This window comes from Vibrio sp. CyArs1 (assembly GCF_022432925.1).
In the GTDB taxonomy this organism is placed as follows: Bacteria; Pseudomonadota; Gammaproteobacteria; order Enterobacterales; family Vibrionaceae; genus Vibrio; species Vibrio mediterranei.
The window spans coordinates 836,254-859,168 of record NZ_JAKRBO010000002.1 but is presented as its reverse complement, the minus strand read 5'-3'; the positions used below and the strand labels follow the sequence as shown (position 1 = coordinate 859,168).

The 22,915-nt window shown below is 44.1% G+C and carries 19 protein-coding genes; 12 read left to right on the top strand and 7 right to left on the bottom strand.

What is annotated here, in order from left to right:
* Positions 1-94 precede the first annotated feature (94 nt).
* A complete protein-coding gene (locus MMA19_RS10575; RefSeq protein ID WP_240206164.1) occupies positions 95-1,351 on the bottom strand; it encodes an MFS transporter in 1,257 nt (418 codons plus the stop codon).
* A gap of 642 nt (positions 1,352-1,993) precedes the next feature.
* Positions 1,994-3,520: a diaminopimelate decarboxylase gene (locus MMA19_RS10570; RefSeq protein WP_006072972.1), complete on the bottom strand. Its 1,527-nt coding sequence runs from the start codon at positions 3,518-3,520 to the stop codon at positions 1,994-1,996.
* A 683-nt stretch (positions 3,521-4,203) separates the two neighbouring features.
* On the opposite strand from MMA19_RS10570, the gene MMA19_RS10565 reads away from it, so the two are divergent.
* From MMA19_RS10565 to MMA19_RS10555, 3 genes are all read left to right on the top strand, one after another.
* Positions 4,204-5,139, top strand: coding sequence for a bifunctional enoyl-CoA hydratase/phosphate acetyltransferase (locus MMA19_RS10565; RefSeq protein ID WP_031494278.1), 936 nt, complete (start codon positions 4,204-4,206; stop codon positions 5,137-5,139).
* A 36-nt stretch (positions 5,140-5,175) separates the two neighbouring features.
* Positions 5,176-6,240, top strand: coding sequence for a butyrate kinase (gene buk, locus MMA19_RS10560; protein WP_240206163.1), 1,065 nt, complete (start codon positions 5,176-5,178; stop codon positions 6,238-6,240).
* Positions 6,241-6,320: 80 nt separating this feature from the next.
* Positions 6,321-7,697 (top strand): aldehyde dehydrogenase, encoded by a 1,377-nt coding sequence (locus tag MMA19_RS10555; protein WP_006072975.1) that lies wholly within the window; start codon positions 6,321-6,323, stop codon positions 7,695-7,697.
* A gap of 74 nt (positions 7,698-7,771) precedes the next feature.
* Here MMA19_RS10555 and MMA19_RS10550 read toward each other — a convergent pair whose 3' ends face one another.
* Positions 7,772-8,653: a LysR family transcriptional regulator gene (locus MMA19_RS10550; RefSeq protein WP_006072976.1), complete on the bottom strand. Its 882-nt coding sequence runs from the start codon at positions 8,651-8,653 to the stop codon at positions 7,772-7,774.
* A gap of 364 nt (positions 8,654-9,017) precedes the next feature.
* On the opposite strand from MMA19_RS10550, the gene MMA19_RS10545 reads away from it, so the two are divergent.
* Entirely contained in the window at positions 9,018-10,262 is a 1,245-nt protein-coding gene (locus MMA19_RS10545; protein ID WP_240206162.1) for an MFS transporter, read from the top strand.
* 58 nt (positions 10,263-10,320) lie between these two features.
* On the opposite strand, the gene MMA19_RS10540 is transcribed toward MMA19_RS10545, so the two are convergent.
* Together MMA19_RS10540 and MMA19_RS10535 are read right to left on the bottom strand one after the other, a co-directional pair.
* Positions 10,321-11,493, bottom strand: a complete 1,173-nt coding sequence (locus MMA19_RS10540) for a DUF1887 family protein (RefSeq protein WP_006072978.1) — start codon at positions 11,491-11,493, stop codon at positions 10,321-10,323.
* A gap of 209 nt (positions 11,494-11,702) precedes the next feature.
* Positions 11,703-13,694 carry a methyl-accepting chemotaxis protein gene (locus MMA19_RS10535; RefSeq protein ID WP_038229553.1) on the bottom strand — a complete coding sequence of 664 codons (1,992 nt, stop codon included), beginning with the start codon at positions 13,692-13,694 and terminating at the stop codon, positions 11,703-11,705.
* A gap of 417 nt (positions 13,695-14,111) precedes the next feature.
* On the opposite strand from MMA19_RS10535, the gene hinT reads away from it, so the two are divergent.
* From hinT to MMA19_RS10495, 8 genes are all read left to right on the top strand, one after another.
* Positions 14,112-14,462, top strand: a complete 351-nt coding sequence (gene hinT, locus MMA19_RS10530) for a purine nucleoside phosphoramidase (RefSeq protein WP_006072981.1) — start codon at positions 14,112-14,114, stop codon at positions 14,460-14,462.
* 77 nt (positions 14,463-14,539) lie between these two features.
* Positions 14,540-15,943: a hypothetical protein gene (locus MMA19_RS10525; RefSeq protein WP_006072982.1), complete on the top strand. Its 1,404-nt coding sequence runs from the start codon at positions 14,540-14,542 to the stop codon at positions 15,941-15,943.
* Complete coding sequence (locus tag MMA19_RS10520) at positions 15,943-16,335, top strand: YcfL family protein (RefSeq protein WP_240206161.1); 393 nt, start codon at positions 15,943-15,945, stop codon at positions 16,333-16,335. The genes MMA19_RS10525 and MMA19_RS10520 overlap by 1 nt, the downstream gene beginning before the upstream one ends.
* 40 nt (positions 16,336-16,375) lie before the next feature.
* On the top strand, positions 16,376-16,966 hold the full coding sequence (gene lpoB, locus MMA19_RS10515) for a penicillin-binding protein activator LpoB (protein WP_006072984.1): 591 nt from the start codon (positions 16,376-16,378) through the stop codon (positions 16,964-16,966).
* Positions 16,967-16,976: 10 nt separating this feature from the next.
* Positions 16,977-17,819 (top strand): phosphotransferase, encoded by an 843-nt coding sequence (locus tag MMA19_RS10510; RefSeq protein ID WP_240206160.1) that lies wholly within the window; start codon positions 16,977-16,979, stop codon positions 17,817-17,819.
* Positions 17,820-17,934: 115 nt separating this feature from the next.
* Positions 17,935-18,474 carry an alpha/beta hydrolase YcfP gene (ycfP, locus tag MMA19_RS10505; RefSeq protein WP_006072986.1) on the top strand — a complete coding sequence of 180 codons (540 nt, stop codon included), beginning with the start codon at positions 17,935-17,937 and terminating at the stop codon, positions 18,472-18,474.
* 188 nt (positions 18,475-18,662) lie between these two features.
* Positions 18,663-19,706, top strand: coding sequence for a hypothetical protein (locus MMA19_RS10500; RefSeq protein ID WP_240206159.1), 1,044 nt, complete (start codon positions 18,663-18,665; stop codon positions 19,704-19,706).
* Between the two features lie 411 nt (positions 19,707-20,117).
* Positions 20,118-21,407: an NAD(P)/FAD-dependent oxidoreductase gene (locus tag MMA19_RS10495; RefSeq protein ID WP_031497041.1), complete on the top strand. Its 1,290-nt coding sequence runs from the start codon at positions 20,118-20,120 to the stop codon at positions 21,405-21,407.
* A 60-nt stretch (positions 21,408-21,467) separates the two neighbouring features.
* Here MMA19_RS10495 and MMA19_RS10490 read toward each other — a convergent pair whose 3' ends face one another.
* On the bottom strand, positions 21,468-22,013 hold the full coding sequence (locus tag MMA19_RS10490) for a GNAT family protein (RefSeq protein ID WP_239921043.1): 546 nt from the start codon (positions 22,011-22,013) through the stop codon (positions 21,468-21,470).
* A 58-nt stretch (positions 22,014-22,071) separates the two neighbouring features.
* Positions 22,072-22,872 (bottom strand): peptidoglycan binding protein CsiV, encoded by an 801-nt coding sequence (locus tag MMA19_RS10485; RefSeq protein ID WP_240206158.1) that lies wholly within the window; start codon positions 22,870-22,872, stop codon positions 22,072-22,074.
* Positions 22,873-22,915 lie beyond the last annotated feature (43 nt).

The window sequence follows — 22,915 nt, the reverse complement described above, 5'->3', positions numbered from 1 at the left end:
CTCTAAAATACAAAACGCCCGATGAAGTTCATCGAGCGTTTTAACTAAAAGTGTCAACCCATATCAGGACGGGTCACAAAAATTGCCAAATTTGCTAAGCATGTTTTGTCGAGGTTTGGTGTTTTGCTTCTTTGTTGTCACGAGTGACGGCCCAAATACATACAAAGGCAACTGTTGTTAGTACACCAATGGCGACGGGTAATGCGCTCCAGCTAAACGATTCGACAGTAAAGCCGCTGATCGCGCTGCCAGTTGCAAAACCGATGGAAATGAAGAACATCATTAGCCCTTGCGTATATCCAGCGCCAACTCTTGTTAAGCGGGAAGCGACGGCTGGAGAGCACATGTCTGTCACAGTAATACCTTGTAAATAAATGATGACTAACGCAACAGGGAAAATAATGGTTGGTATGAGTTGGAACTCAGCAATAAAGTAAAGTGCTGCAACAACAACAATAGACGCTACCGTACACAGCCTAAATAGTGCTGCTGGACCAAATTTAGCTGAGAAGCGCTCGGCCATAACGACGACGATTAACCCCAGCACTGCTGAAATTGATAGGCTGGTGGCGGAGACTGCTTCAGATACCGAGAACGCATTTTTCATTAAGTTTGGGAATTGAGCTTGAAACGCGCCTTGACCTGCGCATAATGCTGCGACAGCAAAAAGGAATAGACCGAATTTAGAAAACAGCACACTCAACAGATTCACTTTTTGTTGAGACTCAGCTTTCGCTGCTTCTTCGCGAGCTTTTGCGGTATCAAGTACTCGCTGACCAGCCTGTTTATTAGTCATAAAGGTGATCAAGGCTAATACAGCGACGGTGCCCATCATAGTGTAAAAGCTCGTTTCATAGCCAAACCCTCCATCGGTTAAAGCTGCTAACACGCCACCACCAATCAAAGTACCTATAATAGCGGCTTGTGCCATTCGACCCAGTTTGAGAGCTTCCGTTTTATTGTCATAACCGGCGAAAGCGATAAAGACGGGGTTTAACATTAATAGTGTTGCAGAACCTAGACCAAAGAAAATAGAGCCAATCGCCATCATCCTAAAGTCACTGCCTGAAGCGATGTAGCAGAAACCGGCAATCACATACGCCACCATGCCTAAAAACTGAGCTAATCGGTGTGCTTTATATTTGTCTGCTAATAAGCCAATAATAGGAGCTGCAAGACCCGCTACACCGAAGAAGCCCATCGCTAAGCCTGCATTGGCAAAACTGCCGGTTCGCTCTGCGACAAACGCAGGCATTACGATCGGGATAAACACAAGCTGGACAAAGCCATAGGCAAGGTGAGCGGAGAACCAAAGCTCAATACCCAGTTTATTACATATTTTTTTTAGCATAATCAATCTGCGTTTCCCATTTAGCTTCCCTCGTTCAATCGAAAGAAGATAAAATTTCAACCCGCATCCTTCTAATTAATATTTCAGCCATCGTGGCTGCAATCACACTGATAAGTTTTCAAGAAGTGAATTATTAAAATTAATAAAAAATCTTTTGTTAAAAATATTATTAACAAAAAACACCTAATAGGATGATAGTCATTCACTTGATAACTGTTACTTAAGTTAGCTAGAGATACTCCTTTTGGATATACCTTAAATAGGTACAAAGTAGTGTTATATATTGCTCTATGTCTCAATATCATTTTCCTAAAATAGTATCGATAATTAATTGCAAATAGCTTTGTTTATTTGTTAACTATGATGTTTTTGAAATGTTAATTTATATAAATCACTTTCAATGCCAGGTATTGGCTCTATCTATGTGATATTAAGTTGGATTAAAGTAGGTTCTATTAAATGATCGGATGGAAACAGCTGGTATAATTAATGGAAAACCTAACCAATAGAGAAGTAATGTAGGTTTATGTAATTAGTAGACGGGAAGTTTCGATAATAATAAGGCTTAGCAATAAGCTAAGCCTTTTAAATAGAACAGCTCATATGACAATTGAGAGGTTTCTATTCCTGATACGTTAAAGCTTACGCTTTAGCGGTTTTCTTTTTAGCGATTTCTGCTTTGGCCTTCTTAAAACGTTCTGGAAGGATTTGAGTAGCGAATACGTCCTCAACTGTTTCTGCACGCTTAATGAGTTCAGCTTGACCATCTTTAACAAGCACGGTTGCTGGACGTGGTAGTGAGTTAAATTGACTCGCTTGAGATTCAGCGTAGTGACCCACATCCATAATTGCTAATACGTCTTTTGGCTCTAATGCAGGCATTGTTGCAGCGCTTTCCCAGATTGAAGGAATACAGATTGGACCCGCAATTTCTGTTGTTTTCTTAACAAGAGGTTGTGTCATCTTGTTTGCTGGTAGTACAGGGTTCTTCGACTCTTGAGACTCTACTAGCGTTGCTAGATAGGTTGACGCATCAACCATAGTGTAAGTGTAATCCATCTCTTGGTCGTCCTTTACGACGTATACAGATGTCAGTAGAGTACCAATGTTACCTGCAATGTAACGGCCAGGTTCTAGCCATAATTGTGGAACTTCGAAGCCTTCTTTAGTGAACTCTTCTAGCATACCTTCACAGACGATTTTTGCGTAATCTTCGATAGTGTTGGAGTTCATCATGTGCTCTTTGCTACGACACTCTGGCTCACGTTCACGAGGCCAACCACCACCTAGGTCCACTTGGAAAGGTTGTACACCACATTCACGAGAGATCTCGATTACGTTACGTGCATACTCACGGTATAGCGCATCCCAACCTTCAGGCTGCTTAGAGAAGCGACCTAGGTGAGTATGGAAGCCGTAGAATTCGAAGATATCGATTTCTTTAACGCGGTTGATGATTTTTTTCGCTTCTTCTTTAAGTAGACCGAATTTAATCCACTTCATCGCACCGATAAAGTTAGGGAACGGGTAGGCGTCTGGTTCGAAGTCGTTGAAGAAATCTTCAGGGATGACTTTTAGGCGTACCGCGATACGTACTTTCTCAGCAGGCTTCACTTCACGAGCGATACGCTCAACAATCTCGATCTCTTCGTAAGAATCTAGGTGGATAGCGTAGCCGTATTCAATGGCTTTGCGGATGGCAAGCTCAGGTTTCACTGTACCGTTTAGTGCGATAGTTTTTGGATCAGCGCCCGCAATGTGAGTCGCTTCAACTTCACCGGGACCGAAACAGTCGCCACCAACACCTTCCTCATTACAGATAGCGCGAACCGCAAAGTTTGTGTTCGATTTGATAGCAAACATAACATTTACAGGTTTTGGCCAGTAGTTCCCGAAGGCGTTTTTCACACGGCGTAAGTTACCACGCAGTGTGTCTTCGCTTAGAACGAATAGCGGGCTGCCGTATTGCTCAATAAGGTCAGTCGCTTTACAACCACCAATCAATAGATCGTCGCCCTGTGTGGTTAACTCGTCAGTTGGAGTCAATAGGTTGTTTAGACGCTCAGCGTAGTTTTGGTTAGCTTTGTGCTCTGCAAGTAGTTGTTTTTGTTCTTCAAGAACAACGCTAAGGTTGTTTACACTTTCTTCTAAGCGGTTTTGAATTGTCATCTTCGACCCTTACTATTTAGTCAATGATTATCATGAAGTTACATTCGATTTATTTACTGAGTTTTGGACTCTACAAAGGCTCGAATGCGGTATTGATTTGTTGCTGTTGAGTATATTCTTGGACGTTGTCCCCAAGCACATCACTCAGCGTCAAAAAAACTTACGCTAGCGAAAAATAACAACTTGCATCAGGAAGCAAAATTATTCCTCTGGTGAATGAATGTGGCTTTCTGACTTTGGTGTTGAAGTGGTTATTAGAGCGTGACAATCCATAAATTCCACTAATAAAGGCAAGAACCAGTAATTGTTACCTATTCGCTCTAAAGTAAATTACTCGGTTACTTTGTAGTGTTACCTAAGGCTAGGACAGTAAAAAGTCTATTTTTCTACGCGAAAATATAAGCTGTTTTTGTGATAAAGATCGCCAGTTATAGCCCTGGTTGATACTTCATTGTTTTAATTATTCATCGTCAAATCATTGTTACCGTAAAACGGTCAAAAAACCTGACTCTGAGTGAAGTTTATTTCGACGATACCTGAGATAGATTAATTCCATCCTTTGAAAGGGTTAAAAATAGTCTCAATTTATTGCTCCACAATAATTGATTACGCCCTTTGATGAATATTTATCGAAGATAAAAAGAAGGTTGTTTCCTTCTTCTTAATTAAAAGGTATCGCCCCTATGTACAATAAAGATTTCTTTATTCAGCAAGCTAAAAAGTTCGGCAAGAAGCAACGTATGGTTGTTGCGGCAGCGCACGATGATGCAACGCTTGATGCAGCAAACAATGCATTCCAAGAAGGCATGGCAGACGTCATTCTTGTTGGTGAGCGCGCGTTAATTAACGAAGCAGCGGCGAAAGCAAATGTTGACCTAGCCAACTTTGAGATCATCGAAGCCGACGGTCTTGAAGCAATTGCAACCGCATCAGTTTCAGCTATTGCAGAAGGTAAAGGCGACCTACTAATGAAGGGTCTTATTGACACTTCTGTTCTACTTAAAGAAGTCCTAAAGAAAGAACACGGCCTTCGTACTGGTAATGTACTTAGCCATGCTGGCGTTCTATTCAAAGAAGGTGGCGACAGCTTCCACGTATTTACTGACGCAGCGATGAACATCATGCCTACGCTTGAACAAAAAGCGGGCATCATCAAAAACGCTGTAAGCCTAGCGCACTCTGTAGGTATCGAAGAGCCTAAAGTCGCTAATCTATGTGCGAAAGAGAAGCCATACGACAAGATGCCAGCGACGATGGACGCGGCAGAGCTTCAAAAAATGAACCAAAACGGTGAAATCGAAGGTTGTATCGTTTCTGGTCCTATCTCTCTAGATATCGCGGTATCTCAGTACGCTGCAAACCTAAAAGGTTATGAGTCTCCAGTAGCGGGCAACGCCGATATCCTAATGGTTCCAAACATCGAAGTAGGCAACGTGTTTGCGAAAGCACTTCAGTACATGGCTGGATTTAGCATGGCGGGTGTTCTACTTGGTGCTCGTATTCCTGTTGTTCTTGTGTCTCGCGCTGACGGCGAAGCAGAGAAGACAGTCTCTATCGCGCTTGCTTGTTCTGTTGCTGCAATGAGCCAACAGAAAACAGCCGCAGAAGCGTCTGCTTAATCATAAATAGCAATAACTAAATTAGGTTTATAAGTGATGAAAATTCTAGCTATCAACCCTGGCTCTACCTCTACAAAAATCGGTGTTTTCGAAGGCAATACTGAGCTGTTCGAGAAAACACTACGTCACAGTGCTGAAGAGTTGGCACCGTTTGGCGCGGTTGTTGCTCACCAGAAAGAATTCCGTAAAGAAGCGATCCTAGCGGCACTAGAAGAAGCTGGTGTTAAAGCGTCTGAACTAGGTGCTATTGCATGTCGTGGCGGTGTTCTTAAGCCAATCGCTGGTGGTACTTACAAAGTTGATGATGCAGTCATCGCTGATCTTCTTGAAGCACAAATTCAACACCCAGCAAGCCTCGCAGGCATCATCGGTAAAGAGATTGCAGACGAGAACGGTATTGAAGCGTTCTTCACTGACGCACCAGTGACTTATGAGTTATCTGAGCTAGCTGCTTTCTCTGGTCACAAAGCCATTAAACGCAAAGGTCGTTTCCATGCGCTTAACCAGAAAGCGATCGCTCGTCAGTTTGCTGAACAGCAAGGTAAGAAATACGAAGACGTGAACGTTATCGTGTGTCACATGGGTGGCGGTATCACAGTTGGAGCTCACATGGGCGGTCGTACTGTTGACGTAAACGACGCGGTTTCTGAAGGCCCTTTCACACCTGAGCGCTCTGGTGATCTGCCAACTCGTGAGCTAATTGACATCTGCTTCAGCGGTGAGTACACGCATGCTGAGATAAAAGCATTCATCCAAGGTAAAGGCGGCGCCTTTAGCTACACAGGTAGCATTGATATGCGTGAAATCGAAGAGAAAGCGGAAGCAGGAGACGCTGAGTTCAAACTAGTCACTGATGCAATGGCTTACCAAGTGTCTAAGCAAATCGCGGCAATGGGCGCGGTATTCGGTGGTGAGAAAGTTGATGGAATCCTGCTAACAGGTGGTATCGCTTACAGCAAATACATCACAGCTGAAATCACTAAGCGCGTTGAGTTCATTGCTCCGGTAACTAAGTTCCCAGGTGAAGTTGAACTAGAAGCACTTGTACTAGGCACACTGCGTGTGGCTAACGGCGAAGAAGCGGCGAAAACATACGCTTAATGAATTAAAGATTAGGGCAGGTCATCAACCTGCTCTGTAGAAGTGGCTCGCCACTGAATACTTTACAGAAGGTAATTAAAATGTCATTCGATATCAATAACGCACAAGGTGTATTCGAAACTGTTGAAGCAGCAATCGAAGCAACTCACAAAGCTCAAGTTGAATTCTACGCTAACTCTACCAAAGAAGGCCGTGAAGCTATCCTTACTGCGATCCGTGGTGCGGTTCTAGCTAAAGCTGAAGACTTCGCGAAAATGGTTCGTGAAGAAACTAAACTAGGTCGTGTTGAAGACAAGATCGCTAAGCACCAGCTAACTGCTGCTAAGACTCCGGGCACTGAAGTTCTAGAAACTAAAGTATGGTCTGGTGACAACGGTATCTCTCTAGAAGAGCGTGCACCATATGGTGTTATCGGTGCTGTTACTCCTGTAACTAACCCAACTGAAACTATCGTTAACAACGCTATCTCTATGCTAGCGTCTGGTAACGCGGTAACGTTCAACGTTCACCCATCTTCAAAAGTTGTTTCTGCGGTAATGATTGACATGATCAACAAGACTATCGTTGCAGCAGGCGGCCCAGCTAACCTAGTTACTATGGTTAAAGAGCCTACGCTAGAAACTCTTAACGAAATCGCTAAGTCTCCACTAGTAAACATGCTAGTAGGTACTGGTGGCCCAGGTCTAGTTAAAGCAATCCTACAATCTGGTAAGAAAGGTGTAGGCGCTGGCGCGGGTAACCCACCTGTAATCGTAGACGCTTCTGCTAACTTAGACCTAGCTGCGGCAGGCGTTTACGGCGGTGCATCTTTCGATAACAACCTACTATGTATCGGTGAGAAAGAAGTCTTCGTTGAAGATTCAGTAGCTGACGAGTTCCTAGCTAAGTTAGAAGCAACTGGTGCTTACGTTCTTTCTGCAGAAGAAGCTGAGAAGCTAACTGCACAAATCCTAACTATGGATGAAATCGATGGTGCTAAGCCATGTACTGCGCAAGAAATTGCTCGCGTATGGCATCCAGTTAAGCAACACGTTGGTCAAGACGCTGGTGAGATCCTTAAGTCTATCGGTGTTGAGTCTGAGACTCGTCTAGCGGTTATGGTTGTTGAGAACGATCACCCACTAGTACACGTTGAGCAAATGATGCCAGTACTTCCAGTTGTTCGTTGTGCGAACATCGACGAAGCTATCGAGCGCGCTGTTGCTGCAGAACGTGGTAACAAACACTCTGCATGTATCTACTCTGGCAACATCGAGAACGTAACTAAGTTCGGTCGTGCTATCAACACAACTATCTTTGCACACAACGGTCCAACACTATCTGGTGTAGGTTACAACGCTGAAGGTACTTCAACGTTCACAATCGCTGGTCCAACTGGTGAAGGTATTACAAACGCGTACTCGTTCACTCGTGCACGTCGTTTCGCAATCGCTCAAGGCGGTCTGCGCATCGTTTAATCGATTTACCCCAATCGAGAAACGAAAAAGCCGAAGCATTTGCTTCGGCTTTTCTCGTTTATGAAAGTGGATAATTAAAACAAGTCGTAGATACCTTCTTCGATGCCATCGATCAGTGCTTGTCTTGTCTCTACCGCATGATCGTTCGGGCGTGACATCTCGCCAAAGCTCTCAAAATACATGCCGTTCGGATGCTTCACGACCACTAAATGTTCCTGGCGTAACTCTTGTTTTACCAATGTCTCAGGAATGATCGCCCAACCTAAATTATCGATAACCGCATCCAATACTTCTTGGTAATTAGAAAAGCTCATTGTGCTACTCGAAATGGGGCGAAAGTCTTGATGAATCTCTTCAAACAGGTGAGACAGCACGATTTGCCGATGGGCACTGATGTCGGTACTGGTTACGTTGGTGAGTTTAGCCAATTCATGCTTAGGGGAACATACCGCCATCATTCGAATACGATGCAGAGCACGAACCTTAACTTGAGGGTCATCGCCTGAGCTAAAGACCAAACCATAGCCAAGATCTACGTGATTTTCGCGAACGAGTGTCGGGATATCGGCACTGGAGGCTTTGATTACGGTCAGGGAGACATGTGGAAATTCATCAGACAAAGCAACAAGTTGTTTTCGCCAGAATGAAGACGGTAGTGTGTCGTCATAGGCGATGCGTATTTTGTCACTGTCACCTTGTCGAAACTGCTCGGCTTTTGAGTACAGACTTTCTGCCATATTGAGGATGTTTCGACAATCGGGCAGTAAAGCACTTCCCGCGTCATTTAATACCAGACGATTACGAGTCCGTTCAAACAGTTCTACACCCAATTCATCTTCTAAACTGGATAGCGCCATACTTAGTGAGGTGCGCGTTTTACCCATAATATTAGCAACTTTGGTCAATGAACCATGCTCTGCAGTTAACGCAAACACTCTAAGTTTGGTGAGATTCATAAGGCAAACTCCTACCTTAATAATTAGCGGCAAAGTATATACCCAACACGACTGGGTAGATGACAACTATTCTTTCTGTCAGCATGATTAGAGTATAACAAACTTGACGCTGAGAGAAGTGTGGGCTTAACACTGGAGGCTTTGGGCTATTACGACTTTGTAGGTAGGCTGATATTATCATCACTATAAATAAGCCCAGTATTTTTATGGTTAACAACGGGTCAAACAGAGTGTTTACTCAGTTGATAATTTACCTAGATTTGGCGTGGGCTAGCTATTCGCTCAGTAGAAAACGGATCTTTTTGCTGTGGTTTAATTTATTACCCACAACACTAAGGGTAATGATCTATTGAGGTCTGTGATCATGTTGAAAAAACTTGGCTTAGAGGGCTGGTTTGCCGCGCACTTTGCTTATGGCATTGTGCAAATCGTGTTTATTCCTATGTTAATGCCTTCCTTTATTCTTGCTCGTACTGGTAGTGCGACTCAAGCAGGTCTGGCAATGGCAGTATTTGGTATGGCGGGTCTTGCCGCTCCAATTATTGGAGGCCTCGCTGATAAGTACAAAGCGCATCGACATGCACAGCTTTTCGGTATGATCTGTTATCTGCTTGCTGGGACAAGTTTTGTCGTCGCGGGTGAAAGCTTTCCATTGATGTTAGTGGGTGCTGCATGTTTCGGTGTTGGCTCAGCTATTCTTCTTATGCTCAACCCTGTTTTTATTACGTTTGCGGGCTACGATACAAAAACTGAAGCGATGAAGCTTGGCCGTATGGCTCAAACGCTTATCATTGGTGCTTTACTATCTGGTGTAGCCTTGGCATATATCACTGATTTAGGTTGGTCTTACGAACAACGTTTTGGCGTTATGATGGCGATTGTTGCTGTGCTGTTGGTTATAACCATGTTTACCAATAAAGCTGCAGCTCAACGAGTACTGGATAACGCTGAGGCGAGTGCCGAAGCGGATATCGGTGGCAAAGAAGACGTTGGTCTAACAAAATCACTATTCTCAAATTTCGGTTTGTTCCTACTTGCCGTTGGTTTGCTATGTGCGGGACAAGGGGCATTTCAGGCACAATATCCGAACTTACTAGAAAACGCTTACGGTGTCGCGCAATCTCTCTCCGCTGCTAACCTATCGGTGGCGTCAGTTGTGGGCCTGTTTATCTTAATCGCGGCTGAGCGCTTTGTGGCACGTTACGGCAACCTTAGCTTGTTCAAAGTGTCAGCGATTGCTTCTATCGTCGTGATTGGTTTGCTTTACGTGATAGCTGAAGCCGGAATGAGTGTGCACTACATTATTACCCTTGGCTTGTTCCTGATTTATCTGCAAGGTATCACTATTACCGATATGATTTCACCAGCGATTGCTGCTCGCTTGACCGTAGTAGGTGGCGGTCTGACTCAAGGCTTAATGATGTTCTTCATCTCATTAGGTTTTGCTGCTGGTAGCGTTATCAGTGGTGTTGCTGTAGATGGGTTTGGTTGGGCAGCGTTGCCATTTGCTATTTTAGCCCTGACGATTGCTGCATATGTATGTATTGTCATTGTTGGCGCGAAACACAAAGCGTCGGTAAAGCATAAGCAGCAACAAGCTGCAGCGTAAACGCAAAATCAAAGTAAAAAAGCTTGGCGATGGCCAAGCTTTTTCTGTTTCTATCTGCTTAAGAAAGGTGAGCTTTCTCATCGATACCGCCGGCACCTTTAAACCATTTGGTTAGATGCAGTTTTAGATCCTTCAACTCATCCGGTCCAATAAGTGCTAAGCCAAGATCTTCTGCACGAGTAATATCGTTGTGACGTAGCGGTCTAAAACTAACCAACATGGCACGGGCTTGCAGGCCACCTAACAAGTCACGCAGCGATTCCAGTTTGTATAGAGTGTCGTCACCATCGTCGCGCATACCTTTGGTCTTACATTCAATAATATGCAATTTATTGTTTACAACGGATGCGACATCCAGTTCGTTGCGAACTTCTCGCTCACCAAGCTGACGGTATACTTGAACATTCAAAGAACGGTCTTGAATGGTCGGTAAGTCGTCTTGGATTTGTTTGACCGTGCTATGAACTAGGTTCTCTAACCATTCCCCATTGGAAAAGCGACGTGCATCTTCACTGATAAAGGTTAAAATGCCGTTGTCATAAGTCGCTATTTCAGATTCTACCAAATCGCTAAGTAGCATATTGAGTTCGCGATAACCTTGTTGTTTTTCGGAAAGCTCAACATCGAGTTTCTGTTCTTTTCGGCACGTGGTTGCCAAGTAGTTTAGCGTCGCTAGACCCGGACCTAATTCCAGTGCGTTACTCGCCCATTTTTCACCCAGCTCATAAAGTTTTCTGTCAAGTTGTGGGGGAAGATCGTAGTCAGTAAATTCACCACGAGCACCAAAAATCGTGAGGTAATCACCAATGGTGATATGATCTTGTACCTGCGCATCAGTTGCGCCTTCTGGGTACAACCAGCACATCTTATCGCTGTTCGGTTCAACAACGAAGATTGGCCAATGGAAGGTACGGAATACTTCATAGACAGAAAGCAGTCGATGTCTTAAGCCGCAACTGGCATTCAATTTAACTTCGACATTCTTTTCTTTAAGTTGCTTAGCTAAACCGAGAATGGATTGTTTGATAACAGACGTATTGACGATATTGGGAATTTCATAAAATTCTGCAGTAATGTCGCGCTCCGCCAATACTGAGCTCAAACGCTCATACATTTCAAATTGGGATTCGTCACCAATAAAGATGATGTGACGACTAACGGTTCGGTCATCCAGTAAAGGAGTTACCAAACGAATGGGATCTTGATCAATTATGCCTACGTGAACGGCCATTATAGCTTCCTTCAACTATTGGCTTGCTGAAGAAAATGAGAGCATGACATTCGTCATTGATATCGAAACTTGGGCTTTCAAAATCAAAGGTCATGGAAAAGTGAAGCAAGCCATAATTCAGATATAATGCCGTTACTAGTAAAAAACAAGAGCAGGTCTCAACGAAACCTGCTCTTAGGGGGAGAATTTACGCGTTTCTTACACGAAAACTAAAGTTTGAAGCGGTGTACTAGTTCACTTTGCTGATTGGCTAGACTAGTTAAGCTTTCACTTGTTGCCGCGATTTGCGACATGGCTTGATAGCTTTCATCGGCGATATGATTGATTTCTTCGATGTTTTTAGCGATATCTACGGTAGTTTCACTTTGCTCGCCTGCGGCTTGAGAAATATGCGTACTCATTTGGCTGATTTCGATGATCAACGCTTGTATCTCTTCCATGGCTCCATTAGCTGTAGAGGCTTGCTCAACCGATAGTTCCATATCCTTCATACAGCTTTCAATGACTTGTCCTGCACTCTTAGAGCTGGTTTGTAAGTTACTGATCATAGTTTCGATTTCAGTGGTAGATTCAGTGGTCTTCTGAGCTAGTACGCGAACTTCGTCTGCCACCACTGCAAACCCACGTCCTTGCTCGCCTGCACGTGCTGCTTCAATAGCAGCATTAAGGGCGAGTAGGTTGGTTTGCTCAGCGATGTTGCGAATGACATCTAAAATGCTGCCAATTTGGCTGCTCATCTTCTGAAGTTCGCCAACCGCTTCAACCGATTCATTAAGACGAAGCTCCAACTGATTGATGGTGCTGATATTGGTACTCATGATTTGACGACCAGATTCAGAGGCCGATTCGACTTGATGTACCTTCTCTAACGAGTTTTGCGCACTGTTTGCCACTTCCTGTACTGAATGAGACATTTCGGTCATTGCCGTCGCGACGTTAGCGGTTTGCTCACGCTGCGCACTAAGTTGGCTTTGCGCACTCAAAGACGTGCTTTGGTTGTTGCTTGCAGTATCAGTGAGGTTGTCCGATGCATCATTCAGTTTGACCAACACGTTGTGCAGGCTGTCTGCAAGCGTATTAATGTGGTTGCCTAGACGGCGGAACTCATTGTTGTATTTCACTTCAATGCGCTGCGTCATGTCGCCTTCGGTTAAGCTTTCTAATGTTTTGAGTGTGCTGTTCAGTGGTTGACGCACACTTTGCGCAATGTGGTAACCAATACCGACTGCAATTAAGACAACGACCACACCTATACCAATGGCTTTTATTACGCCTTCGTCATAGATAGTGCCTGCTTGTTCAAGAGATTGGTTTAGATTGGCTGTCGCAGTTTCGGTGAAGCCGTTAAGTGTCGCCATCGCACCGTCTACTTCCAGAGCTAGGTTTTCGATGTTTTGATACAGAGCGGCTCTGGCGATCAAATAATTATTATGTTGGTCTAGCACGCCACCTTTCTGGCCGACATCTTTGGTAAATTGTTCCACAGAGCTCTCAAACACTTTCTTCAACTCTGGCATTTGTGTAACTAAGCCGCGGTAAGCGTAGTTGAGGTGAGTGACGGCTTTGCGGTTTTTATTAACGGCTTCTTGAACGAAGACGGTATCGCTACTGGCTAGTGCATCTGAAGTGATGAGTTCGGCGTCTTTTAGTTTGATAAAGTAACTTTTTGCCATCACTTTGACAGAAATACTCGAAGCGTCATCTACATACTCTTTCATACCAACAGAAAGGTCTGAGTGGAGTTTTTGGAATCGTCGTGTGGATAGTTGAACCTGTTCTTGAGCTGAGAACATGGATTGGTAGTTATCCATTGCTTCTTGAGCTTCTTCGCTATAGCGAGCTTGAACCTCTCGCAGTTCTCCAATTCGGTTTTCTAGCTCAGGGAAACCGGCACTCGCGCTAGCAAGTTGTTCTAAGTCACGACCAAACTCTTCCATTGAAGCGGAAAACTCTTCGCGACGAATAGTCATTCTTTCTTCGTTCTGCGTTGTGAGGAAATCTTTGAAGGATTTGTCCGCAGACAATAATTGCACACTGGTTTGATTCGAAAGAGAAACTAACGGGAGAGAGGACTTAGAAACAGAACCAAAATACTGATGAATTTGGTTCATGCCACTGAGCATAATCATGATGGTGATAACAAAAAGAATGACGATGAGCGTGAACCCGGCGTACATCCTCCGTATAACGGAACCCTGCATATATCTCTCCCTAGTGATGTTGCAGCAATACAAAAATCATACAAAATTTAACTGGACGCTTTACGCTAAACCTTGCACTATCCGTCCACTCGTAACATCAGGTCGGAATTGAGGTTTGGCGCTTTTGTCTCTTTATCGTTACAAATAACAAAAACTGAAATATATATGACTTGTCGTGCTACGTTTTATGACGCACTCGTCAAAAATGTAATAAAAGCCAAGGTTTTGTCGTGAAGTGTTATCTCAAAAAAGTACTTCTAGCGAGATATAGGTTGAGAATCGAACAATAGTGAAAACAACAAGCTATGTTGGCTTTGCTTTAAATTGTGATTCTATAGACCTTAGTGCATACTTCTAAAGTAAGTATGTGCTGGCGATCCTGTGTCAGTATTATTGGTTTGGTAATTGGAGAACTTCATGGCTGAAGAAACCATTTTTAGCAAAATTATTCGTAAAGAAATTCCTGCCGATGTGTTGTATCAAGACGATCTTGTTACCGCATTTCGTGATATTAATCCGCGTGCTCCAAGCCACGTGTTGATCATTCCAAACAAACTGATTCCCACTGTTAATGAAGTTGAAACTGATGATGAAGCAATGATGGGACGTATGTTCACCGTTGCAAGGAAGATCGCCCATGATGAAGGTATTGCAGAAGATGGCTATCGTTTGATCGTCAACTGTAATTCTCACGGCGGTCAAGAGGTGTACCATATTCACATGCATCTCGTTGGTGGTCGCCCACTTGGCCCATTGTTGATGAGCTAATTTCGAGAGGCTTTGGCAACTTAGTACTAACGTAATTGTCAAAGCCTCACTAAAGGTATCTATTCTCTTCAAAACATATGTTAATACGTAGCGTTAAACACGCACTCATCGTCGTACTTGCTGCATCACTTACCGCTTGTGCGGGACTAAGTGCAGGTAATCTGTTTAGCCATTATACCCAGCAGAATACGGTGGTGTATCAAGCGGTGAAAACTGGCCAATATGAAAAAGCGCAGGCTGCATTGCCTCAAGCTGAAGATGTCGTTGCGGGTGATATCTTGGATAATTTTGAGCGCGGCAGGGTCGAGTTCTTAAACCAATCCTATCCGCAAAGTAAATCAGCGCTTGAAGTTAGTGATAAGGCCGTTAGAGTTCAGCAAGATAAGGCGCTTATTTCTATTACTGACACTGCGACTAGTGTTGGCGCCTTAGCGGTCAATGACAATATAACCGAGTATGTACCGCCAGATTATGAGCTAGGTTATTTACACCTGTATCTAGGGCTCAACTATATTCAAAAAAACGACCTAGAGGGTGCACTGGTTGAAGTGCGACGAGCAAACCAAGTTCAACAGCGTGCTCGCCAAGCGCGAGAGAAAGACTTACGTTCTGCTGAAGCTGAAATGAAGCAGAAGGGGTTATCACCTAATCTAGGGTCGGTGTTGTCGCGTTATCCTGATGCGGGAAATCAACTGAAAGCGATTCAAAATGGCTATTTGTTGTTTTTGTCAGGCTTGATGTACGAAGCTTCAAATGACCTCAATGGGGCCTATATTGACTATACTCGCGCACTTGCCGTTGCACCAGATAACGAAGCCGTTATCGACGCGGTAATTCGTGTGGCTAAACGCTCAAGTCGGAATCAAGATCTTGCGAAGCTTAAAAAGCAATATGGTGATCGACCAGGTGTCAAAGCTGGTGAAGGTCGTGTCATCCTGCTCGAAGAGCAGGGGGTTGTGAGCGCCATGCAATCTTGGAATCTGACTTTGCCTGTTTATGACAGCCAAGGTAATACTGCGTTGTATACTGTGGCACTGCCGTATTATGTTCCAGCGGTGACGCCTAAATTTTCGAATATTATGTTGGATGGTAAGCCCCTGAAGTCGGATGAATTAGTGGATACTAATTTAATGGCGCAGCAGCAGCTTACCGAGAATATGCCGACCATCTTGTTGCGACAAGCACTGCGCGTGTATGCCAAAGACCAAATTCGTAAGAGTACGGCGAAAGACGATGATGTCGGTAACCTTATCTTCAACGTGTGGAACACTTTGACGGAACAGCCTGATACTCGAAGTTGGCAAACATTACCGGGTGTAGTGAACGGTGCAAGTCAAATCGTTAAAGCGGGCAGCCACAAAATGACGTTAGATGGTCAAGACTATACTTTTGATGTGAGAGATAGACAGACCACTTTGGTTTGGGTGTCGCGCCAGGGCGGCAATGCCACCATTTGGCATAAACAATTAGGAAGAATGTAATGAAAAAATGGTTAGTGAGTATTGGTGTGCTGTTGACGTTGTTTGGCTGTGCTTCAAGTAAAACCTCAGGGATCAAAATCGAAGGCCAAACTCAGGCTGTGCTTTATGGCGACGCACAAATGGGTAAAAAATTCTCTATTGATGATATTTCGACCATTGATACCAATGGTCACGCGAGAGGCGTGGTTCGAATGTCTAATACGACATCTACGGACCAAATCATCCAATATCGATTCTATTGGTATGATGCGCAAGGACTCGAAGTAAATACTAAACAAGCCCCTTGGAAAAGAGCCATCTTACGCGGTGATGAAACTATTACCCTATCTGAGGTGTCTGTAAATCCTAATGGTAAAGAATTCCGTGTGCAATTGCGCGGAGCGGATGAGTAATTTCCACCCGTTGGAAAGTAAGTAAGACTAAGGAAACAAAATGAAAAAAAGTATTATTGCTTTGTTGGGTTTGGCTGTCATTCTCGGTGGCTGTTCAAATAAAGTAAGTTACGGCGACGCGCAAGCTACTGAAACGACAACAATCGACTTCGGTTCAACTGACCTACAGAAGATCGCTGGTGACATGGTTGATAGCATGCTGATGTCTGGTTCAGTTGCGGCAATCACGCGCGACAGTCGCCCAATTGTATTTGTTGAACGTATCAAGAACAAAACAACGGAGCACATTGATACCGAGTCTATCACTGACAGCATCAGCACCAAAATGCTGAACTCTGGTAAGTTCCGTTTCGTAGATATGGATCGTGTTGAGTCTGTACGCGAACAGCTTAACTTCCAAAACAATGATGAGCTAGTGAACCAAAGCACAGCTATCCAATTCGGTAAAATGGTTGGTGCGCAATACATGCTTTACGGTAACCTAAGTAGTATCGTTAAAGAAGCGGGCAGCGATAAAGACGTATACTACAAAATGACCATGCGTCTTATGGATCTAGAAACGGGTCTGATTGAGTGGGCTGACGAAACTGAAATTCGTAAGCAAGAGTCTCGTTCAGTACTAGGTCTATAACAAGCGCTCAATGCTTAATTGGATTGATGCGGTCCAGCAATCACCAGATTTGGCTGGATTATCTTCCTTGTTAAACGAAGTGCCCTTAGGGGCACTTCCGTTATCTGGCGGTCTGACAAATCGGGCGTGGCGTGTATTGACTCCATCTCATGGTTGGGTGATTTGGCGTGCCAACTCATCGCTATGTCAGTCATTTGATATAAGTCGCGACAATGAAGCTGAGGTTTTGAACTCGGTTGCCGGACACCTCCCTACTAACAAAGTAATTGCTCGCGGCCCAAAGGGTATCGCGCTCAGTTGGTGTAATGGCATTCCTGTTAGTCAGTTAGACGATCATTCAAAGGTTATCGCGCTTCTTGCGAATATCCATACCATTCAACCTATCAGTCAGGTGCGACGTTTTGATTACCAAGAAAAAGTGGATCATTACTGGTCTCAGCTTGACGATTCTATTCTAAAGCGGCGCTTTCGTCCGATCTACGAAAGCCTTCGAACGCTACCAAAATTAAGCTGTGCGCAACAAGCGCTTTGTCATTTTGATTTTGGCATTCATAACTTAGTGCAGATTGAAACGGGCCTTGCGGTAATTGACTGGGAATATGCTGCAATTGCCAGTCCCGTTCTGGACCTAACAATGACCTTGGATATGCTACAAATGGATATCGTTACAGGAATTGAACTCTACAAACAGCACCAGCCCACGATAGATAGTAGATCTTGGCAAAAGGATGTGGAGATTTGGCAAAGACACTCGCAGATGATGGCTATGCTCTGGTATCTACTTGCAGCGCAGGTGTGGCAAGATGATGGTTTTTTAGTCGAAGCTGAGGCTATTTATCTACGATTATGTTGAGGGGATCACTGTTTAACGTTATCTTTTCTGAAAAATCATCTTACCCCCTATGAAACTAGGGCTTTCGTGGTAGATTTAACGAAAGCGTACCAATAAGGACGGATTGAGAGGTACTATGATTATTTATCTTCACGGCTTCGATTCAACAAGCCCAGGCAACCATGAAAAAGTGCTTCAGTTGCAATTCATTGACGAAGACGTTCGTTTCGTCAACTACAGCACACTTCACCCCAAGCATGATATGCAGCACCTTCTTAAAGAAGTGAACAAGCTGGTTCAAGAGTCAAAAGATGAAGCGCCGATTATTTGCGGTGTTGGTCTGGGAGGCTACTGGTCAGAGCGCATAGGCTTCTTATGTGGCATTAAACAAGTTATCTTCAACCCCAATTTGCACCCTGAAGTAAATATGCAAGGTCGTATTGATCGGCCAGAAGAATATGAAGACATTGCCACTAAGTGTGTTGAAAAGTTCCGCAGTAAAAATGCGGGTCGTTGTATGGTCATTTTGTCCAAAGAAGACGAAATTCACGATAACCAAAAAACGGCGGATGCCCTTAAAGATTATTACGATGTAGTGTGGGATGAAACTCAAACACATAAATTCAAAAAGATCTCTCAGCACCTTCAAACAATGAAGGCGTTTAAAGAATCGTAATGTAAGAAACGTCCGAGTGGCGTGTACTACTTTTTACAAAAGCAGCGGATTTCGCTGCTTTTTTTTGTTCAATACGGTAACAACTTTCACACAACATTAAGATTTTATTATGGTACGCCCAGTTAGTTTAGGTTGGTTACTCTTACAAGGTCATTCTCACACTCTTCAGTAGCCTGACCTACTTAGGCGTGAAAGTTGAGCCTGCCGATTCTACGGTCAAAGTAGGGGATACAAAGCAACTTAATGCTTATGCAATATACAAAGACGTTAATACTAATAAGGTTTCATTTAAAGATGTAACAGCGCTAAGTGATTGGCGGGTGCAACAGAGAGATAAACTTGCCGTGAATACGACGGGGTTGATAGAAGGAAAATCTGCGGGTCACAGTGAAGTGTATGCGATCTATCAAAACATCGAAGGAGCAGGTCAGGTTACTGTTGTTGACACATATATCAGACAGCTAGTCGTTACGTCGGACAATGAGACAGTTCCAGAAGGAACTGTAGGACGATATAAGGCGATTGCTAAATATCATCAAGGCTTGCCTGATGAAGATGTAACTTCAAAAGCGACGTGGTCTTCTAGTGACCCTAATGTGATTCAAGTGGTCACCACAGGGGAGTTAGGAGGTAGTGGTGAAGCGTTATCCGCAGGCAGCGCGCAGATCAAAGCTGAGTTTGATGGGGTTGAGGATGAGGTAACTACCACGGTTGCTCCTCTAGTTCTAGCACAAGTCGCAATAGAACCAAGACAGGACATCCTCTATTCGGGAACACCATTCCAATACCATGCTATTGCATACTATCAAGGTGGGTCGAGCAAAGATGTTACCTTAGATGCTGAGTGGTCGAGCAGCGATACCACTGCCGCGACGATTGAATCCGGAAATGCCAAGGCGGGTTTAGCGCAAGGTGTTTATGAAGGAGTGCGCGCGACGATTACGATGTCATACCAAGGCATGACAGATTTTGTTGAAACGCAAACCTATCCTGCCACAACGACAAAGGTAGAAACTGTGCCACAAAATATCACGGTTGCTACCGGTGATACTGTTGAGGTAACTGTTAATGTCACTTTCTCTGATGGTCGTGTTGAGAACTACGTCAAATATGTCTCTTGGAGCAGTTCGACATGGATGTTGCATACCCATCCAAGCAATATGTCAGTGGCATTTCGGCGGGTACTGCTACCATCACTGCATCATTTGAAAATGTCACAGGTGATGCATTAGTTACGGTAACGCCCTAGGTATTGACCTTGAATTATGAAGTTAAAAACGGCTCCTTTGAGGAGCCGTTTTTAGTGATGGAACTATCGATTAACAAATGGCCATTTAATTCACTTAACAAAAATAATTCCATTGAATAGTTGCGGACATTGATTTGCCCTATATAATAAAACCATTCTACATTATTTGATAAATATCAAAAAAAGTTGAGAGCAAGAAGAGAACTTGCCCTAAGATGTTCAAACAAAGACGATTTTGAACAAATTTGTGAAGTGAAACCATGATTGTACCGCGCTAGGGGCTGCCACTTGGAGTCTATATTTGCGCATAATGACCAAATTTTAAGCATTGCGCCTTGGGCGGGATGTAAGACCATTTTCTAACTTTCAAATTTCACTTTTTAGGAGAGCCATTGTGACTAATATTGTCGTTGTTGGTGGTGGCGCAGGCGGACTTGAGCTTGCGACCAAATTAGGCCGAACACTTGGACGTAAAGGGCGCGCCAATATTACGCTTGTTGATCGTAAAGCAAGCCATTTATGGAAGCCACTTCTGCACGAAGTAGCGACCGGCTCATTGGACGAAGGGGTTGATGCGCTAAGCTATCGTGCTCACGCGAAAAACCACCATTTTGACTTTCAAATGGGCAGCCTGAATGAGATTGATCGTGAGCGCAAAAGCATTACGTTAAGTGAATTGAGAGATGAGCACGATGAGCTATTGATGCCAAGCCGCGAGATCGCTTATGACATCTTAGTGCTTGCGATTGGCTCAACATCAAACGACTTCAATACTCCTGGTGTTCGCGATAACTGCATCTTCTTAGATAGCCCAGAACAAGCACACCGTTTCCGTACAGAAATGAACAATGAGTTCCTAAAACTGCATGCAAAAAATGGTCACGGCACTGTCGATATTGCGATCGTTGGTGCTGGTGCAACAGGGGTAGAGCTGTCTGCCGAACTGCACAACGCAGTCAAAGAGCTTCGTACTTATGGTTTCGGTGATCTGGATTCGAGTAAGCTGAACGTAAACTTGATTGAAGCGGGTGAGCGTATTCTTCCAGCGCTTCCTCCACGTATTTCAAGCGCAGCGCATTCTGAACTGACAAAACTGGGTGTAACCGTTCGCACTGCCACTATGGTGACTCAAGCGGACAAAGATGGCTTAACTACGAAAGATGGTGAAAAAATCCCAGCACAAATAATGGTTTGGGCGGCAGGAATCAAAGCGCCAGACTTTATGAAAGACATTGCCGGTTTGGAAACTAACCGTATCAACCAGTTAGTAGTAAAAGACACACTGCAAACCACGCGTGATGACGATATTTTCGTTATCGGTGACTTGGCTCAGTGTACCCAAGCTGATGGTAAATTCGTACCACCACGTGCTCAAGCAGCACACCAAATGGCGAGCCGAGCGTTTAGTAACATCGTTGCTAAACTGACAGACAGAGAATTAAAGCCTTACGTATACAATGATCACGGCTCATTAGTATCATTGAGCCGATTCTCAACTGTAGGCAGTTTAATGGGTAACCTAACCAAGGGCTCTATGATGGTGGAAGGGCGAATCGCTCGTGTGGTTTACATTTCGCTTTATCGTATGCACCAGGTGGCGTTGCATGGTGTATTAAAGACCGGATTAATGATGTTGGTTGGTCGTATTAACCGTGTATTGAGACCAAACTTGAAATTGCACTAATACCTAGTAATAACAGAGAGGCGCTGAAAAGCGCCTCTTTTTTATCTCAGAGTCATTGGTTCAACGGGTAGGGGGAATGAGGGAATAGACCAGTCCAGCTTTTGGTCTACCATCAAAAATAAAGCGATTCTGCGCTAAACATTCGTAGGTTGCTCCGATACGTTCAGCAAGCCTATGGCTAGCGGTATTGTCTGGGTCGCAAACAATTTCTAGCCGGGTGAGTAATAAATTGGCAAAACTGAATTCCACCAACGCATCGAGCGCTTCCAAGGCATAGCCCTGCTTTTGAGCATCGTCTCTTAGCCAATAGCCAAGGCTTCCCATGTTGAAGGTATGATAAAACTCATTGAGCGCCACCATACCTAGAAACTGTTCGGTTTTTCGGTCAAACAATGCAAAGCCAAATGCCACGGCTTTCACCCAGTTAACTCGAGTTGCGCCAATGAACTCCATCGCTTCATGTTGAGTAAAGTCTTTATGACACCAATCTATCCATTGATGCAATGAGGGAGATTCTTGGATTGCGATTGCCAATTGCTCGGCATCGTTAAGATCCAATAGTCGAAGGCATAATCTTTTTGTGTAGATGGTGTAATGCGTATTCATAATGCCTTGGAATGGAACAGGAATTGAAAAAAGGGCCTTATTTTAGGCCCTTTCTGGATTAGTTCTGTACTCTTCGAACTTGGATGATCATGCCCATTAACGGATGGTCTAGGTAGTGCGTTTCACTACTTCTCATGCGACGTTTCTGATCAAATCGATAGTCCTTGAGAAAGGTTTGAACTTCACGTTGAGGCTCTATGGCCTGTAAGTTGCCAGCAATGACGTTACTATCTGCAGTCCCTGTCGCTACAGAATTGTCAACAGACGGCTCCATCGGTTCTGTTGCTGTGACTGAATCAGTAACAATCACCTCTTTTGTGCTTGGCGAGCGAAGGTCTAGTTGGGCTTCAGCATACAAATAATGCTGCACGTATATCTGTAGTTTACCGTCAAGCTCGTACAACGGTTTATCTATGGCCACTTCCGTTACGCCATCAACCGGGCTTGTGGTGTTGCTATTGCTGCCCTTCTCTGTTCCATCGGCATTAAAACCAGCTGAGTAATCTTTCCCTGCACGAATATGGAAAATTGGAGCAGAGCCTCTACCGTTATCGCCTTGGCGCCATGCTTTGTGCATGAGCACCGTATAGCCTGCATGATTTTTTAGTTTTGCCGCTTCATCATTCAATTGGTATGAAGAGTAAGGCAGCATCTGAACGCCTTTCGACGCGCGATAACTGGCATCGTTCATTGAACCAGCGCGGCTAAAGTCTATTTGCGGCATGGTGTTTGGCCAAGACTCGTTTACTTTTTCAGGGTTTACCGCACGTTTGAAAACGATCACTTCTATATCAAATTGTCTCTGCGCCAAACTTGGCATAGAAACCAATAGGAGTAGCAGTGGGATCAGTTTTTTCATTGTTTCTCCATTGATTGCCACTATCATTGAGTGCAATCCCATT